The sequence below is a fragment of the Pedobacter jamesrossensis genome (assembly GCF_042650905.1).
GTDB classification, from domain to species: Bacteria; Bacteroidota; Bacteroidia; order Sphingobacteriales; family Sphingobacteriaceae; genus Pedobacter; species Pedobacter jamesrossensis.
In genome coordinates this window covers 23,365-39,709 of the sequence record NZ_JBHSBY010000140.1, presented here as the reverse complement: position 1 = coordinate 39,709, position 16,345 = coordinate 23,365, and the positions used below count along the sequence as shown (strand labels likewise).

Below are 16,345 nucleotides of genomic sequence, written 5' to 3'. Positions count from 1 at the left end.
CAAAATTACATGGAAGATACTAATTCCTCCCTTTCGGGGAGCCTGGGAGGGGCTAAGCTCGCCATTATTGGTTCAGGAATAGCAGGTATGGGTTGCGCACACAAACTGCAACATAAATACGACATCACCATTTTTGAAGAAGCAGATTATATCGGTGGGCACACCAACACCATTACGCTTGAGGAAGACGGCAAACCCATTTATTTGGATTCGGGTTTTATGGTTTTTAACCATGAAACCTATCCAAATTTAACGGAAATGTTTGCCGAAATTGGGGCACCTGTGATTAAAACAGATATGTCGTTTAGCGTACAGTTTTTGCCGAAAAAGTTAGAATATAGCGGTTCTAGTTTAAATCATTTATTCGCACAGCGGAAAAATATTTTTAATATTCCTTATTTGAAAATGTTGATGCAGATTAATCGTTTCAACAAGCAAAGCGTAGAAATTTTAGATAAAGCAGAATACCAAGATTATTCTATCGGTAAATTTTTTAAGGAATTTGGTTACAGCGATGATATGCTTTGGCAATACCTTATACCAATGAGCGCTGCGGTTTGGAGTGCGCCGATGGAGCAAATTTTAGATTTTCCGGCAGTTACGCTCATTCGTTTCTTCAAGAATCATGGATTTTTAGGTTTAGATACCCAGCATCAATGGTACACATTGGAGAACGGAAGTCAGGCTTACCGTGAAAAACTTATTGCGCCTTTTCGAGATAGGATCAAAATTAATAATAAAATTGTTTCTGTCAGGCGGTTAGAAAACGGAAAAGTTGAAGTAGAAAATTCAAAAGGAGAAAAATTCGAATTTGATAAAGTAATTATGGCTAGCCATGCCGACCAAACTTTCGACCTTGTAAAAGATAAAACGGCTTTAGAAACCGAGTTACTATCTAAGTTTCCGTATCAGTTAAATAAAGCAGTTGTACATACCGATGAAGACCAAATGCCAAAAGCAAAATTGGCTTGGAGCAGTTGGAATTATCGTGTAGAAAAACAGGGCGATAAACTTTTGCCAAGTACAATTTATTGGATGAATAACTTGCAGGGTGTTTCAAAAAAGACAAATTATTTTGTTTCGATTAATCCTACGGCAACTCTAAATCCTACTAAGGTAATAAAGGAAATTGATTACCATCATCCATTGTTTGATGTTCCGGCTATGCAAGCACAAGAACAATTACACAAATTAAACAAAAATGGTCCGATTTACTATTGTGGGAGTTATTTTAAATATGGCTTTCATGAAGATGCATACAAGAGTGCGGTAGATTTGTGTAGGGGATTGTAGATAAATCGTCCTTGCAAGGTACGAAGCAATCTATGCTTGGAAGTTTTATTTGGAAAGATTGCTCATTGCCGTCGTGCTTTAGCCACGGAAAAATATTTTTTATTAAATTTAATCATAAATGCCGATTACATCCTCGATATATACCGCAAAAGTAATGCATCATCGCTTAGCACCAAAAAAGCATTCTTTCTGGTACAACGTGTATATGTTTTATATCGATTTGGATGAAATTGATTTGTTGACAAAAAAACTCCGTTGGTTTAGCAGAAATAAATTTAACCTGTTCTCCTTTAGAGATGCCGAGCATTTACAATTACCCAGAGAAAAGCCAGATAAAACAAAAAATACCAGTCAACATTTAGAAGACTATTTGAGCCAAAATGGTGTTGATGGAACAAATTTAAAAATCAGGCTACTTACCAACTTAAATGTTTTAGGTTATAATTTTAATCCTGTTTCTTTCTATTATTGTTTTGATAAAAACGAGAATCCAGTTTGTTGTGTAGCCGAAATCAGCAATACATACCGCGAGATGAAACTTTTTTTCTTTGGAAAAGATGAATTACATGGCAATACATTTAAAAAAATCACCACAAAATATTTTTATGTTTCTCCTTTTATCGATCATGATGATGTATTCGATTTCAATTTAAAAATTCCAACAGATAAGCTTGAGATTAAAATTGATGATATCGATAAAAATGGTAATAAGTTTTTTATCAGTACATTAAATGGCGAACGCAAAACATTAAGCAATGCTAACTTGTTGAAATATTTTTTATCTATTCCTTTAATTCCTTTGCAAATTATGGGAATGATACATTGGCAAGCACTAAGACTTTGGCTAAAAAAACTATCTTTTCATCCAAAAGCCGAAAACCCTGAACTGCAACGTAACGTATATAAACCATACAAACCATAACAAACGCTTCAATAAATATGAATTCCCTAGTCGCTACCAAAACATCAACTAGTTTTTTCGAAAGAATTGTAATTAATGCACTTTCAAAAATGTCTTTAGGAAAACTCGAATTGTCTCTTCCTGATGGAGAAATTTTAATTTTTGGTAATGGTGAAGATAAAATATCGGCAAATATTCGCGTAAATCACCCCGATTTTTTTAAATCTATTGCTTTGTATGGTGATATTGGTTTTGGAGAAGGTTACACTGCCGGTCTCTGGGATACGCCGAGTGTTACAAACGTTATTAAGTGGGTAATTCTAAATATCGAAAATGCCCCATCAATTACCGGGAGCAAGGTGAAGTCTGCTGCCCTAAATCTTTTTAAATGGGTTAATAAGCTTACGCACATCCGTAGAGCAAATACTTTGGCAGGTTCTCAAAAAAATATATCAGAACATTACGATTTAAACAACGATTTCTTTGCCACTTTTTTAGATAAAACCATGACTTATTCCAGCGGTTATTTCGTAAACGAGGATGTTAGTTTGGAGGCTTCTCAGTATGCAAAATACGATAGGTTGGCGAAACAGCTGAAAATAAAATCAACCGATCATGTTTTGGAAATTGGCAGTGGTTGGGGTGGAAATGCAATTTATTTAGCTAAAAATTATGGTTGCAAGGTTACTTCGGTAACGATTTCTAAAGAACAACAAAAACTTGCAATTGAGCGTGTAAGGCAAGAAGGATTGGAAGATAAAGTTTCTATCATAATACAGGATTACCGTAAAATTGAAGGTAGTTATGATAAAATTGTTTCAATTGAAATGTTGGAAGCGGTTGGTCATCAATATTTGGAAACTTATTTTTCAAAATGCCAGGAACTGCTAAAGCCGAATGGAATTTTTGCTTTTCAGGTGATTACATCGCCCGATTCTCGCTACAATAAATTGCGAAATGGGGTAGATTGGATTCAGAAACATATATTTCCAGGGTCGCTTTTGCCATCTGTTTCTGCAATTAATAAAGCCATTAATAACACTGGCGATTTAACGTTGGTTGATTTAAAAGACATGGGTTTGGATTATGCTAAAACGCTTCACCTTTGGTATCTAGAATTTAATAAGAATTTAGAGAAAGTTAAAGACCTGGGCTTTGATGAAACATTTATTCGCAAATGGAATTACTATTTAAATTATTGTGAGGCAGCTTTTGCTATGCGCAATATAAATGTTATGCAACTGGTTTATTCTCGACCAAATAATACCAATAGGTAAGATGTAAAATGTTATGATTTTGAGTTAAAATGAATAATGGGATTGCATCGCTCATAAAAGATATTAAAAGGGGACAATAGTTTTAAGACATGTTGTTCTTTTAGGTTTCATTTTACCATCTCCCATCTTCCAGCATGCATTTTCCACCATCCATCTTACATATTTCCATTTCCTGCCTTTTTTACCGATAAAAATCTCACCTTTGCCGACCAAATTAATGCAGTCGCGTAAAAACTATTTTGTATTGATGTAACAAAATGCAATTTGCGTAGACTAATTACCAAATACTACTTATTAATATGAAAAGAATTCTACTATTAACCTTCATTGTTGGGATATTTTTTAACGCACATGCACAATTCGGCATGGGTGGTGCTCAAAAGCCATCTGTTTTGGGTCGTGTAACCATAACCGTTCAAGATTCGGTAACTAAAAACCCTATCGATTATGCTACAATTTCATTAATTTCTATTAAAACAACTAAATCTGTTAATGGAGGCGTAACTGATTCAAAAGGGAAACTGATTTTGCAAAATATTGCGCCAAGCGAGTATAAATTACTTATAGGTTTTATGGGTTACAAAACTAAAACTGTTTTGGTAACCACAACACCTGCTAAACCAGATATCAATTTAGGAACAGTTTATATTTCATCTACAGAAAATAATCTTGCTGATGTTCAGATTACAGGCACCAAAGCTATTATCGAAAATAAAATCGATAGAATGGTTTACAATGCTGAAGCCGATGGAACAAATGCAGGTGGCGATGCAACTGATGTAATGCGTAAGGTGCCAATGCTTTCAGTTGATCCTACGGGAAATATTCAACTTCGCGGCGGAGCTGTTCGTGTTTTAATTAATGGGAAACCTTCTGGTACAATGGCAAGTAGTGTTGCCGATGCTTTAAAAATGATTCCTGCAGAGCAAATCAAAACTGTTGAAGTAATTACCAGTCCATCTGCTAAATATGATGCTGAAGGGTCTGGTGGGATTATCAATATTATCACGAAAAAATCAAATGCTCAAGGTGTTAGTGGTTCGGTTAATGCTGCAGCAGGAACTCGCCAGAATAATGGTTCATTTAATTTAACAGCTAAAACTGGTCGATTGAGTGTAAATACAAGTTTGGGTACCAATTTAGCCTACGCTCAAAAATCGCAGACCGAATTTATTACGAATACAACTTATTTAAATGGCACTACAAATAATATTTCTCAAAGTGGGTTTTCTAAATGGAGCCGCAATGGTTATAATGGTAGTGTAGGTTTAGATTACGATTTCAATGCTTACAACAATATCAGTACAACTGCAAAATTTAATAGCTTTTCGAATGGAGGGCCAAGTGAAACTAATTATTTAATCAATAATTTGGCCGCATCTAATATTGGAGATATGGACATGACTTTCAGAAACTTAGATTGGAATGTTGATTATCGAAAAACAAGTAAAAAAGAAGGAGAGGAGTTTTCTGTATCAGCACAGTTATCAAAAGGCAGAACACCAACAAGTTTTAGTAATTTCCTTACTTCGGCTGCCTTTCCATCAGGTTTACAAACCATAAGCAATAATAATGGTAAAAATAATGAGTACACCTTTCAAACCGATTATACTTACCCTTTTAGTAAAAAGACAACACTAGAAGTTGGTGCAAAAGCAATTTTACGCGATATACAAAGTCAGTTTGATAATACTGCGCAAGATTTTGAATATAACCAAAACGTAGGTGCGGCTTATGGTGTTATTAGTTTCGATTTAACTAAAAAATTAAAATTTAAAGGTGGTGTTAGGGCTGAGTATACTCGAATAGATTTTAACACACAAAGTAGTGGTATTCAGAAAAATGATTATTTGAACGTGTTTCCAAGTGCAATTATTTCGCAAAATTTAAAAGGCGGGGGTACTTTAAAACTAAGCTATAACCGTCGTGTACAAAGACCCTCGCAATCTTATTTAAATCCATTCCGCAACGAAAGCGACCAGTTTAATATTATGCAGGGTAATCCTCAGTTAAACCCTGAGTTAAGTGATAATTTGGAATTAGGATATAGTACCTTTATCAAAGGTTCGATAATTAACGCATCGATATTTTACCGCCGTACAAGCGACGTAATTGAAAATTCAATTTCGCCTATTTCGGAAAATGGAGTGAATAAAACATTAACTTCTTATATTAATGTTGGTACTGCACCAGTTTATGGATTTAACGTTTTTGCATCATACAATCCTAAGCCAAAATGGACTTTAATGACCAACTTTGCTGGTAATACCTACTCGGTAAACAATAATGCAACGAATGTTAACACGGGTACCTTTTTTAACTTTAATTGGTTTGTACGCTCAGCATATGGTTTTGGTAAAGGTTATAACTTCGAATTGTTTAATGTAATAACTTCTAAAAGACGTACTTATCAAGGTGTTACCGATCCATTTTATATCTATGGAGCATCAATCAAAAAAGAAATATTTAAGAAGAAAGGAAGCATTGGTTTAGGTACATTGAATCCGTTTACCCGCGATTTGCATATCAAAACAATTAATAATGCCGTTAACCAAACAGGTACAATTTATCAAAGCCAAAACATTTACTATCCATTGCGTAACTACACTTTAAACTTTAGTTATACTTTTGGTAAACTTAAATTTACAGAAAAGAAAAAGATTAAAAACGACGATATTAAGCAAGACCAACAACAGCAAGGTGGTGGAATGGGTGGCGTTCAACAATAATTATAAAACCCAATTAATATATAAATCAAAGCTTCTGGTGCAAACTAGGAGCTTTTTTTGTTTAGTTTTTTGATTCTAAAACCATCATGCTTTCGAACTAAGCTAGGAAAACTTTTAAACCTTAAGTTTTAATCGATTAAAAATGATTTAGAACTAGCCTTTCTTTACCTTCTTAAGTATCATTAAACTTAACGGATTCATTGGATAGCCACTAATGTTATTCTGTAGCATTACAACAGATTGATCATAAAAAACGGGTATAACTGGCGAATAATCCATTACCATTTGATCCATTTGGCGATAAAGTTTAAAGCGTTTTTCGTTATCTGGCTCGTAGTAACTTTCTTCAAATAACTTATCGAAGGCTTTATTGTAAAAGGCCGTATAATTTGGTCCGTATGGAACTTTGTTTTTAGAATAAAACATCGACAAATAATTTTCGCCATCGGCATAATCTGCAATCCAGCTTCCACGGAAAAAGTTTACATTATTTTTCGACATTAAATCTCTCAAACTCGCACTCGGACTAACATCTATCTTCGTTTTTATTCCAATCGCATTTAATTCTCCCTGAATAAATTCTATTAAATCTTTATAAGTTGTTGTTGTATTTAAAGTAATTTCCGTCAATCCTTTTCCTTCCGGATAACCTGCTTCGGCTAATAATTTTGCCGCAAGTTTAGGATTGTAATAGTAGCCATGAACTGCTGAACTGTCAAAACCAGGCATTCCCTTTGGGATAAAACCAGAAGTTGCAGGTATGCCAATACCATTTCTTAAATATTTAATAAGTTTTTCTCTATCGATAGAATAGTTAATTGCCTGCCTAACTTTTTTAAACCTTAAAGGCGAATTCTTTACAATATCCAAAGTGCTATCAACTAAAATCCCAACATATTCGGTGCATAAATAAGGGCCTTTTCTTAGGGTAAATTTGCCTTTATATTTCGATGTCATTTTGCCGCTTTTAGTTAAAATGTCATCACGATAGCTTCCATCCACACTGTAGTAAAAATCCAAATCCTTTTTTAAGAAACTCATAAAACCACTTTGCTTATCAGTAATAAAAGAAGCTTTTAAAGCATCCACATAAGGCAATCGAATACCACTGGAGTCTTTTTCCCAATAATGCTCGTTTTTCAAAAGCACTAAAATTTCGCCTTCTTTCCAATATTTAAAACAGAAAGGGCCTGTGCCAACTGGATGGCTTCTAAAATCTTTGCCGTAATGTTCAACAACTTCTTTGGGTACAACAGAACAATATTGTGAAGTTAACAAACTCATAAAAGGAGGGAACGGTCTAACTAACTTAATTTGGAAAGTACTATCATTAACGGCAACGAAATTTCCTTGATCTTTTACTTTGTCGCTGAAAATCCAGCCACCAGATGATGCAACTTTTGGGTCAATTAAGCGATAAAAACTGTACGCAAAATCGCTTGCAATAACCTTTCTACCCTTACCATTTTTAAATATCGGATCATCATGAAAGTAAACATCATTTCGAAGATTGAAGGTATATGTTAAAGCATCATCAGAAATTTGCCAGGTTTTGGCAATACAAGGAACCGTTTGCAAAGTAGAATCTATTTGCACCAAACCATTAAAAATTTGGTTAGTCATCCATATTGCATTTTGGTTACGAGCAAAAGCAGGATCTAAAGAGGTTAAACCTTGATCTAAATTAATATTGAACGTTTTTTTGTCTTTGTTATTCGATTGCTCTTTGCAGGAAAAGAAAATAATGCCGCAAAAAAACCAAAATATATACTTAAATGAGCCTCGCATGAAATAAGGATTGTTATTTTTGCACAAATTAATAAATTTAATGCAGATGTCTTTTTTAAACGATTTATTTATTGGCTTAGACGCCACCAAGCAAGAAGATTTACAAGAACGTTTAGATATTGTAGAACACAAAATTAAATTTATGGATAAAATGCCGGTGGCTTTGTTAGATGTTAATAATCAGCCCAGCTACTTTTTATCTGAAGAAATTGCACTTGCCGGTGGAATGATAGAATCGGATATTTTAAATGCTGCATTTGTTATTTATTATCAACCAGGTAAAACGCTTACCGATTTAATGCGTGAAGTTCCTGCTGTTTTAGATTCTGATTGGCAAGCTGTCAAAAATAATCGAATAATACTATTAAATGATGATGTAAACCGCGAAAGATCGGCAGAAAATGCAGTTTCTTTGATAGAAGATATGGCAGAAATGCTTCATCCGGGTTCGTTTATTTTTGGCCATGAAGGCGATAAATGGATAAGATTTGGAGCGTAATATAATTTTGAATGATTGAATTTTGAATATTTAGTTAATTTCGAATTACCAATTAAATCCTGATAATTTTTTAATACTAAAAATCCTGGTCAAGACATGAAACCATCATGATTTTGCCAACCACAAACACCAATGAATAAAATCATGATAGCTTCATAACCATTGAAAATAATTTTATACATATGAAAAAACTTCTAGTGCTATTTTTGTTTTCTGCGATATACTGCACTGCAAATGCTCAAAATGTGCCAACTTTAACGGCAGACATTGCGGAGAAACTTTCGAAAATGCCAATGGGATGTATTATTCAAGAGTTTCCCAATAAAACCTCGCATGTTGCTAATACAGTTATTGATGGAAGATTATTGCCCAGCGAATTACATCCGGCTTTTTACGGTTGTTTAGATTGGCACAGTTCTGTTCATGGCCACTGGATGCTTTTGCGTTTGTTAAAAACAATGCCAGATCTTAAAAATAAGGCAGAAATAATTGCGCAGTTAAATAAAACTTTTACACCTGAAAAAATGCTTGCTGAAGCAGAATATTTTACGAAATATCAGGTTGCAAATACTTATGAGCGTACTTATGGCTGGGCGTGGTTGCTAAAATTAGACCAAGAATTGTATACTTGGGATAACCCGGATGCAAAGAAATGGTACGCAGCATTACAACCACTTACAAAGCAAATTTTAACGTTATGGAAAGCATACTTACCAAAACAAACTTATCCAAATAGAACCGGCGTACATCCAAATACTGCATTCGGTTTAGTGTTTGCATTAGATTGGGCCAGAACTTTTAAAGACACTGCTTTTGAAAGACAAATTGATGAGAAAGCCAAAGCTTTTTATTTAGATAATACAAAAACGCCAGCGTATTTAGAGCCAGATGGTTCTGATTTCTTTTCACCAAGTTTAGAAATAGCCGATTTAATGCGACGCGTTTTGCCTAATACACAATTTGTGAGTTGGTTAAATAAATTTTACGAGGAGCGGAGCATAAAAAGAATTAGCGATTTGCCAATTATTAGTGATATTAATGATTATCAGGGCGTACATTTGGTTGGCTTATCTTTTACCAGAGCGTGGTGTTTAAAAGGAATTGCCAAAGAGTTGCCGAATAACCATAAATGGAAAAAACATTTTGAAGTAACCGCCGATAAATTTTTAGCTAATGCATTACCATTGGTTTTTGCTGGTAATTATGGCGGCGACCATTGGCTAGCATCTTTTGCTGTTTATGCTTTAGAAAAGTAAGAAGATTTGTAATGAGTGAATTTTTAAATTCTGAAAATCCTTTAGTCTTTAACTAAAAATTAATAAACTTTTCAATCTGTTCGTTTGTAAATTTAATTGTGTCTTCTTTTATTAAATTGCCATCAGCATCTAACTCAGTTTTGATGTTAGGGATATGAATTCTTAACGGCAAAATATTTAGATGGATGTAATGGCACACACCAGTGAAGTGATCAACACCACGAATGTTGCCATATTTGCCAGATGATAAACCAACCAGTGCCGCTTTCTTATCATAAAAACTATCAGGGAAATTACAAGCATCAATAAGTACCTTTAAAACACCAGGATAACTGCCATTATATTCTGGCATTACAAAAAGAAATTTATCAGTAGTAGAAATCAAATCCTGTATCTTTTGGAAAGCCACAGAGCGTTTTCCAAACATATCGGTATTTAAAACATCAATAGGTAAGTGCTCCAAACTGAACAAGTTAGATTCTATACCTCTCGATTTAAGTTCGTGTTGGTAATATTTTGCAACTTTGAGCGTATTGCTGTTGGGTCTGTTGGTTGCGGCTATAATTGTGATCATGGATGAATTGTTAATAAGATGTTCAAAACCCGAATGCCCTTATTGCTAAAATTGCCATATAGTTTGTATCTTAGCTGATTGAGAAAAAGGGCGTAAACAACGCAAAAATAGAACTTTTTGCCGATTAAAAGGCATAAATTAAAAACGTCCAACGTAAACGTAAAGTAAATTTCGGATATATAGATGAGCAAAATTATTGCATTAGCAAATCAAAAAGGTGGCGTTGGTAAAACAACTTCATCTATAAACCTGGCTGCGAGTTTAGCCGTATTAGAATACAAAACTTTATTGGTAGATGCTGATCCTCAGGCGAATTCTACTTCAGGAATCGGTTTTGATCCCCGAAATATAAAAGATAGTATTTACGAATGTATCATTAATGATATCGACCCTTTACAGGCGATTCAGAAAACAGATACGCCAAATTTAGATTTACTTCCTGCTCATATAGACTTAGTGGGTGCGGAAATTGAGATGATTAATCTTAATAACCGCGAATATAAAATGAAAGCCGTTTTGGAGAAAATTAAAGATCAGTATGATTTCATTATCATAGATTGTTCTCCTTCATTAGGTTTAATTACCATTAATGCTTTAACAGCAGCCGATTCGGTAATTATTCCCGTTCAGTGCGAATATTTTGCATTAGAGGGTTTAGGTAAATTACTCAATACAATTAAAATTGTACAAAATCGTTTAAATCCTGAATTAGAAATTGAAGGTATTTTATTAACCATGTACGATGTGCGTTTACGTTTATCTAATCAGGTTGTAGAAGAAGTACGAACACATTTCCATGAGTTGGTTTTTGATACAATTATACAGCGTAATACGCGTTTAAGTGAGGCGCCTAGTTATGGCGTTTCGGTAATAATGCACGATGCAAACTGCAAAGGCGCTATAAATTATCTTAATCTGGCTCGCGAAATCGTTAAGAAAAACGGCTTGTTAAAGGAAGAAGAAAACATAGATACAGCAACTTTATAAATTTATAGATGACATCTTTTCAGCGAAAAACAGGTTTAGGAAGAGGGTTAAGTGCGCTTTTAGATGATAGCGAATCTTCTCATCCGCCGAAACAGCAGGTAAATGCTGTTAGCGAAACCGAGCAGATTGGTAATATCAGTCATGTAAGTTTAACTGAAGTTGAAACTAATCCATTTCAGCCTCGTACCGAATTTGACCAGGTTGCATTAAATGAATTAGCCGATTCGATTAAAATTCAGGGTTTGATTCAGCCAATTACGGTTAGAAAACTTGGTGCAAATAAATATCAGCTAATCTCTGGTGAACGTAGGTTCAGGGCTTCTAAATTGGCTGGTTTAACTCAAATTCCTGCATATATCCGCAGTGCTAACGACCAACAAATGTTGGAAATGGCATTAATTGAAAACATTCAGCGTGAAAATTTAAATGCAATTGAAGTTGCACTGAGTTTTCAAAGAATGATTGACGAAGTTGGATTGAAACAAGAGCAATTAGGTGAGCGTGTTGGTAAGAACCGTACTACGGTAACCAATTATCTTCGCTTATTGAAACTTCCACCTGCAATTCAAGCCTCCATCCGCGACCAAAGAATTTCTATGGGCCACGCAAGAGCGCTAATTAATGTTGATGGTGTGGATAGACAGTTATTCATCCACCAGGAAATTTTGGAGAAAGGATTATCTGTTCGTAAGGTAGAAGAATTGGTGCGTAACTTACAACACCAGCCTTTAAAAATCGAAAAACCTAAAGAAAAAGTAGCTTCATTTCAATACCAAAAACTTCAGGATGATTTGGCTTCTAAATTTGCAACTCGGGTAAAATTAAAAGTTGCTCAAAACGGCAAGGGCGCAATAGAAATTCCTTTCGTAAGTGATGACGACTTAAACAGAATTTTAGAGTTATTAGATTGGTAATGCTAAAAGCTAAGCGTTTAATACTGTTTTCTTTATTTACATTTTGTATTGTAAATCTGGTTTCTGCCCAGGTTAAGGATACACTATTAAAGCCTGTCGATACAATTAAAACAGCTCCAATAAGAGTTGTTCGGATAGATTCTTCTAAGAAAAAGGTTGATACTTTAAAGCAAAAATATGTAAATCCCGGTAAGGTTGCAGGTAGAAAGGCTATTTTCAAATCATTAATAATTCCAGGTTGGGGTCAGCTTTATAATAATCAATTACTTGTTGATGAATTAAATGCCAAGGGCGAAAAAACTGGTCATTTTTGGCAAAAAACCTACACGCTTGGTAAAATCGGACTGATATATACAGGATTTACCTTACTTACACTTTCTTATATCGATAGCGATAAAAACTATAAAATTTTTTTAAAAGAAGCGCAGTTTCGAGCCCAAAACCCTGGTAAAAAGGAAAACCTAGCTTTAGAACGGTATGGAGATACTAATGTTTTGGATGCTCAAGCGATTTATAAGAGAAACCGCCAGATTGTAATATTTTCTTACTTTGCGGTTTATGCTGTAAATGTTGTTGATGCTTACGTTGCTGCGAGGTTGCATTATTTTAATATAGATGATACAATTTCTTTTAAAATAACCCCAACTTTAATAAATAACCCCAATACGATGTATGGTTTTAATGGTTCTCCTGCATTAAAATTATCTTTAAGATTTTAAATAACATAAAAATATTACTCAATGAAAATTGCGCTTTTAGGGTATGGTAAAATGGGCCAGATTATAGAGAAATTTGCTCTGGAACGTGGCCACGAAATTGTTTTAAAAATTTCAATCGATAATCAGGAAGAGTTAACCCGCCAAAATTTAAGGGCAGCAGACGTTGCCATAGATTTTAGTACACCAGATTCGGTTTTGAATAACATAAACACTTGTTTTGATGCAAATGTGCCTGTAGTTGTAGGCACAACGGGTTGGTATGGCAAATTGCAGGAAGTTAAAAATGAATGCAATAGCAGTAACAATACCTTGCTTTACGGGTCTAACTTTAGTATTGGTGTTAATTTATTCTTTAAGCTAAACCAAACTTTGGCAAAGTTGATGAATAATTACCCAGCTTACGAGGTTCAGGTAGAAGAAATTCACCATACTCAAAAGCTAGATGCACCAAGCGGTACAGCCATTACAATTGCAGAAGGTATAGTTGATAATCTGGATAGAAAAACGGAGTGGTTAAATGAGGTTGTAGGAACAGATGTAGATGTTTTTCCGAAGGCTGAACAGCTGCTTATAGAATCGCATAGAATAGAAAATATACCTGGTACACACACCGTAATTTACAGTAGCGAGGTTGATGAAATTGAAATAAAACATACAGCGCACAGCAGAGCTGGTTTTGCGTTAGGTGCGGTTGTAGCTGCAGAATGGTTGAAAGATAAAAAAGGCTTTTTTAGTATTACAGATATTTTTGAATAGAACTAAAATAGTATCAACTAATAAATAATCAGATAAAAGTTAATCGGTTTTAATTAATCCTTAACCCAAAAATAAAATATATGAATTATAAATTCTGGCAGAAGAAAAAGGATGCCAATAAGAAGAAAAAAACAAAAACCCGTGAATGGGTTGATGCAATTGTTTTTGCTGTTGTAGCCGCAACAATAATTAGAGTGTTTTTTATTGAAGCTTACACAATTCCTTCTGGTTCAATGGAACGCTCTTTATTAATAGGCGATTTTCTTTTTGTCAGTAAAGTTAATTATGGCGCTCGTGTTCCGATGACGCCTGTTGCTTTTCCTTTTGCTCACCACACAATGCCTTTAACAACATCTACAAAAGCTTATTGGGATGGTGTACAATGGAAATATCGCCGTTTGCCAGGTTTATCAGAAATTAAAAGAAATGATGTTGTAGTATTCAACTTTCCCGAAGGTGATACCGTAGCTGTAGAAAATCAGGTGCCGAGTTATTATGATTTAGTTAGACAATACGGTAGAGCATCAATTCATAGTCAGTTTACAATTATTAGCAGACCTGTTGATAAAAGAGAAAATTTTATTAAACGTTGTATTGGTATTGCAGGCGATGTAATCAGTATGAAAAACGGTATAGCCAATATCAATGGTAAAGATGAGCCGTTAAAAAGTACTGGTATGATGCCTTATATTATTCAATTCAAAACCATGGATTTCAATTACAATGTATTTGATGATTTGAATTTGAAAATGGGTGATATGCAACCACTCGGAACAAATACCTATAGTGTAGAAATATCACCTGAAATGGCTGACGAAATAAGAGCATTCGACTTTGTTAAATCAGTTAAAATGACCGCTGCTACGGCTGCTGAAATTGAACCGGGGGGTACATTCCCTCACGATCCGAATCGTGTTTGGAATAGAGATAATTTTGGTCCGATTAAAATACCGGCAAAAGGATGGACTGTTAATATCGATAGCAATACTATGCCTTTATACTATAGAGCCATTAGAACTTACGAAGGTAATAAAGTAGAACAAAAAGGTAAAGATTGGTACATCAACGATAAAATTGCAACGACATATACTTTCAAAATGAATTATTATTGGATGATGGGCGATAATCGCCACAATTCAGCAGATTCTCGTTATTGGGGTTTTGTACCTGAAGACCATGTTGTAGGAAAAGCATTGTTTATTTGGATGAGTTGGAATAGTGAGGGATCTTTTCTGCACAAAATTCGATGGAGTAGGTTACTAAGGGGTATACATTAATATCAATCCAGAAAATCCAAACAAAAAAAGGCTTAAAGAAATTTAAGCCTTTTTTTGTTTGGAAAAAATACTTTTAAAAAAAATTATTAAGTTTGTTGTTCTTTTGTAAAAAATTATTAAGTTTGTTGTTAAACCAAATAATATGTCTGTAATAATAGAAAAAGGTCAACGATTGAGGGCTGATATTATTAAACATCTTTATTATAAAAAGGCCTTAGCGCTAACTGAATTGAGCAAACTCACTAATAAAAGTTTGCCATTGGTTACCTCTATTGTTAATGGTTTAATATTAGAAGGCTATGTTTTGGAGCAAGGTTTGGCGCCATCAACTGGGGGTAGAAGACCATCTATATATTTATTAAATCCCGATAACAAAAAATATATCGTTGCAGTTGCAATGGATCAGCTCATTACAAGGCTAACTATTTACGATCTATCCAGAAGGGTGGTTTTGCCTGTTCAGTATCTTGAACTTAACATGTCTGATTCGTTTGATGATGTTAATGTACTTGCTGATTTTATCAATAAAAGTATTACAAAATCTGATTTAGATAGAGATAATATAATTGGTGTAGGCATTGGTATGCCTGGTTTTGTTAATGCAGAGAAAGGGATTAATTCATCATTTCTCTTAATCAAAGATGCTTCTGCATTAGGGGATTATCTTTCAAAAGCAATAAAATTACCTGTTTCTATAGATAACGATTCTAGTTTAATAGCTCTAGCTGAACTTAATTTTGGCGAAGCTATTAATTTAAAGGATGTAATGGTGGTTAATATTGGTTGGGGTACTGGTTTAGGCATGATTGTAAATGGTCAGCTATATCGTGGCAGCGGTGGTTATGCAGGCGAATTTAGTCATATACCATTATCAGATAGTGATAAATTATGTTCTTGCGGCAAAAGAGGTTGCTTAGAGTTAGATACATCTCTGTTGGTTATGGCAGAAAAAGCTGAAAGGGCTTTAATGGATGGAGCAGAATCAAGCATGAAATTTCTGTTTCAGGATAAAACTAAACATCCGAGAGATCATTTTTTAGATGCAGTTAATGCACAAGATCCTTTGGCTATAAGTATAGTTTCTAAGGCAGCTTTTCAAATTGGAAAGGGCTTAGCAACGCTCATGCATATCCTTAATCCCGAATGTATAGTATTAAGCGGTAGAGGTGCCAAAGTTGGAAAAATGCTCTTGCCATCAATTCAGCAGGCTATAAATCAATTTTGTATGCCTCGAATTGCAGAGCTAACTACTATTAAAGTATCAACCCTTACAGATGAAGCGGAATTGCTAGCGGCAGCAAGTTTAATATTAGAGAACACCCAATTCGAATTATAAATAATTTAACTAATAATATATGGATAAACAAAAGAACTC

General features: G+C 34.4%; 14 protein-coding genes. 12 read left to right on the top strand and 2 right to left on the bottom strand.

Annotation, left to right across the window (positions count from 1 at the left end):
- Positions 1-9 precede the first annotated feature (9 nt).
- The 4 genes from ACFOUY_RS17645 to ACFOUY_RS17630 all read left to right on the top strand — a co-directional run bounded on the left by ACFOUY_RS17645 (position 10) and on the right by ACFOUY_RS17630 (position 6,200).
- Positions 10-1,293 carry an NAD(P)/FAD-dependent oxidoreductase gene (locus ACFOUY_RS17645; protein ID WP_378962537.1) on the top strand — a complete coding sequence of 428 codons (1,284 nt, stop codon included), beginning with the start codon at positions 10-12 and terminating at the stop codon, positions 1,291-1,293.
- Between the two features lie 118 nt (positions 1,294-1,411).
- Positions 1,412-2,215, top strand: coding sequence for a DUF1365 domain-containing protein (locus ACFOUY_RS17640; RefSeq protein WP_378962536.1), 804 nt, complete (start codon positions 1,412-1,414; stop codon positions 2,213-2,215).
- Positions 2,216-2,232: 17 nt separating this feature from the next.
- The gene (locus ACFOUY_RS17635; protein ID WP_378962535.1) at positions 2,233-3,471 is read left to right on the top strand and encodes a class I SAM-dependent methyltransferase; all 1,239 of its coding nucleotides are present in this window, start codon (positions 2,233-2,235) and stop codon (positions 3,469-3,471) included.
- 299 nt (positions 3,472-3,770) lie between these two features.
- Positions 3,771-6,200 carry a TonB-dependent receptor domain-containing protein gene (locus ACFOUY_RS17630; RefSeq protein WP_378962533.1) on the top strand — a complete coding sequence of 810 codons (2,430 nt, stop codon included), beginning with the start codon at positions 3,771-3,773 and terminating at the stop codon, positions 6,198-6,200.
- A gap of 153 nt (positions 6,201-6,353) precedes the next feature.
- Here the strand turns inward: ACFOUY_RS17630 and ACFOUY_RS17625 are convergent, their stop codons facing one another.
- Positions 6,354-7,823 carry an ABC transporter substrate-binding protein gene (locus ACFOUY_RS17625; RefSeq protein ID WP_378962532.1) on the bottom strand — a complete coding sequence of 490 codons (1,470 nt, stop codon included), beginning with the start codon at positions 7,821-7,823 and terminating at the stop codon, positions 6,354-6,356.
- 211 nt (positions 7,824-8,034) lie between these two features.
- Here ACFOUY_RS17625 and ACFOUY_RS17620 point away from each other — a divergent pair, with 211 nt between their 5' ends.
- Together ACFOUY_RS17620 and ACFOUY_RS17615 are read left to right on the top strand one after the other, a co-directional pair.
- Positions 8,035-8,487: a substrate-binding domain-containing protein gene (locus tag ACFOUY_RS17620; RefSeq protein WP_378962531.1), complete on the top strand. Its 453-nt coding sequence runs from the start codon at positions 8,035-8,037 to the stop codon at positions 8,485-8,487.
- A gap of 182 nt (positions 8,488-8,669) precedes the next feature.
- A complete protein-coding gene (locus ACFOUY_RS17615) occupies positions 8,670-9,743 on the top strand; it encodes a DUF2891 domain-containing protein (protein WP_378962530.1) in 1,074 nt (357 codons plus the stop codon).
- Positions 9,744-9,795: 52 nt separating this feature from the next.
- On the opposite strand, the gene ACFOUY_RS17610 is transcribed toward ACFOUY_RS17615, so the two are convergent.
- Positions 9,796-10,317, bottom strand: coding sequence for an NADPH-dependent FMN reductase (locus tag ACFOUY_RS17610; protein ID WP_378962529.1), 522 nt, complete (start codon positions 10,315-10,317; stop codon positions 9,796-9,798).
- A 183-nt stretch (positions 10,318-10,500) separates the two neighbouring features.
- Here ACFOUY_RS17610 and ACFOUY_RS17605 point away from each other — a divergent pair, with 183 nt between their 5' ends.
- The 6 genes from ACFOUY_RS17605 to ACFOUY_RS17580 all read left to right on the top strand — a co-directional run bounded on the left by ACFOUY_RS17605 (position 10,501) and on the right by ACFOUY_RS17580 (position 16,306).
- On the top strand, positions 10,501-11,304 hold the full coding sequence (locus ACFOUY_RS17605) for a ParA family protein (RefSeq protein ID WP_056870038.1): 804 nt from the start codon (positions 10,501-10,503) through the stop codon (positions 11,302-11,304).
- Positions 11,305-11,312: 8 nt separating this feature from the next.
- A complete protein-coding gene (locus ACFOUY_RS17600) occupies positions 11,313-12,218 on the top strand; it encodes a ParB/RepB/Spo0J family partition protein (RefSeq protein WP_378962528.1) in 906 nt (301 codons plus the stop codon).
- Positions 12,218-12,937: a DUF5683 domain-containing protein gene (locus ACFOUY_RS17595; RefSeq protein WP_378962527.1), complete on the top strand. Its 720-nt coding sequence runs from the start codon at positions 12,218-12,220 to the stop codon at positions 12,935-12,937. Before ACFOUY_RS17600 ends, ACFOUY_RS17595 begins: the two co-directional genes overlap by 1 nt.
- Positions 12,938-12,958: 21 nt before the next feature.
- Positions 12,959-13,693, top strand: a complete 735-nt coding sequence (dapB, locus tag ACFOUY_RS17590; protein WP_378962526.1) for a 4-hydroxy-tetrahydrodipicolinate reductase — start codon at positions 12,959-12,961, stop codon at positions 13,691-13,693.
- A gap of 80 nt (positions 13,694-13,773) precedes the next feature.
- Positions 13,774-14,970: a signal peptidase I gene (gene lepB / locus ACFOUY_RS17585; protein WP_378962525.1), complete on the top strand. Its 1,197-nt coding sequence runs from the start codon at positions 13,774-13,776 to the stop codon at positions 14,968-14,970.
- Positions 14,971-15,112: 142 nt separating this feature from the next.
- Positions 15,113-16,306 (top strand): ROK family protein, encoded by a 1,194-nt coding sequence (locus ACFOUY_RS17580; protein WP_378962524.1) that lies wholly within the window; start codon positions 15,113-15,115, stop codon positions 16,304-16,306.
- The last annotated feature ends 39 nt before the right edge of the window (positions 16,307-16,345 follow it).

What these genes read in the sequence shown, in the direction of transcription:
- ACFOUY_RS17630 (WP_378962533.1), top strand. Translation starts at nt 3,771, where the DNA reads ATGAAAAGAATTCTACTATTAACCTTCATTGTTGGGATATTTTTTAAC.
- lepB (WP_378962525.1), top strand. Translation starts at nt 13,774, where the DNA reads ATGAATTATAAATTCTGGCAGAAGAAAAAGGATGCCAATAAGAAGAAA.
- ACFOUY_RS17610 (WP_378962529.1), bottom strand. Translation starts at nt 10,317, where the DNA reads ATGATCACAATTATAGCCGCAACCAACAGACCCAACAGCAATACGCTC.
- ACFOUY_RS17620 (WP_378962531.1), top strand. Translation starts at nt 8,035, where the DNA reads ATGTCTTTTTTAAACGATTTATTTATTGGCTTAGACGCCACCAAGCAA.
- ACFOUY_RS17635 (WP_378962535.1), top strand. Translation starts at nt 2,233, where the DNA reads ATGAATTCCCTAGTCGCTACCAAAACATCAACTAGTTTTTTCGAAAGA.
- ACFOUY_RS17625 (WP_378962532.1), bottom strand. Translation starts at nt 7,823, where the DNA reads ATGACTAACCAAATTTTTAATGGTTTGGTGCAAATAGATTCTACTTTG.
- ACFOUY_RS17645 (WP_378962537.1), top strand. Translation starts at nt 10, where the DNA reads ATGGAAGATACTAATTCCTCCCTTTCGGGGAGCCTGGGAGGGGCTAAG.
- dapB (WP_378962526.1), top strand. Translation starts at nt 12,959, where the DNA reads ATGAAAATTGCGCTTTTAGGGTATGGTAAAATGGGCCAGATTATAGAG.
- ACFOUY_RS17600 (WP_378962528.1), top strand. Translation starts at nt 11,313, where the DNA reads ATGACATCTTTTCAGCGAAAAACAGGTTTAGGAAGAGGGTTAAGTGCG.
- ACFOUY_RS17595 (WP_378962527.1), top strand. Translation starts at nt 12,218, where the DNA reads ATGCTAAAAGCTAAGCGTTTAATACTGTTTTCTTTATTTACATTTTGT.
- ACFOUY_RS17615 (WP_378962530.1), top strand. Translation starts at nt 8,670, where the DNA reads ATGAAAAAACTTCTAGTGCTATTTTTGTTTTCTGCGATATACTGCACT.
- ACFOUY_RS17640 (WP_378962536.1), top strand. Translation starts at nt 1,412, where the DNA reads ATGCCGATTACATCCTCGATATATACCGCAAAAGTAATGCATCATCGC.
- ACFOUY_RS17605 (WP_056870038.1), top strand. Translation starts at nt 10,501, where the DNA reads ATGAGCAAAATTATTGCATTAGCAAATCAAAAAGGTGGCGTTGGTAAA.
- ACFOUY_RS17580 (WP_378962524.1), top strand. Translation starts at nt 15,113, where the DNA reads ATGTCTGTAATAATAGAAAAAGGTCAACGATTGAGGGCTGATATTATT.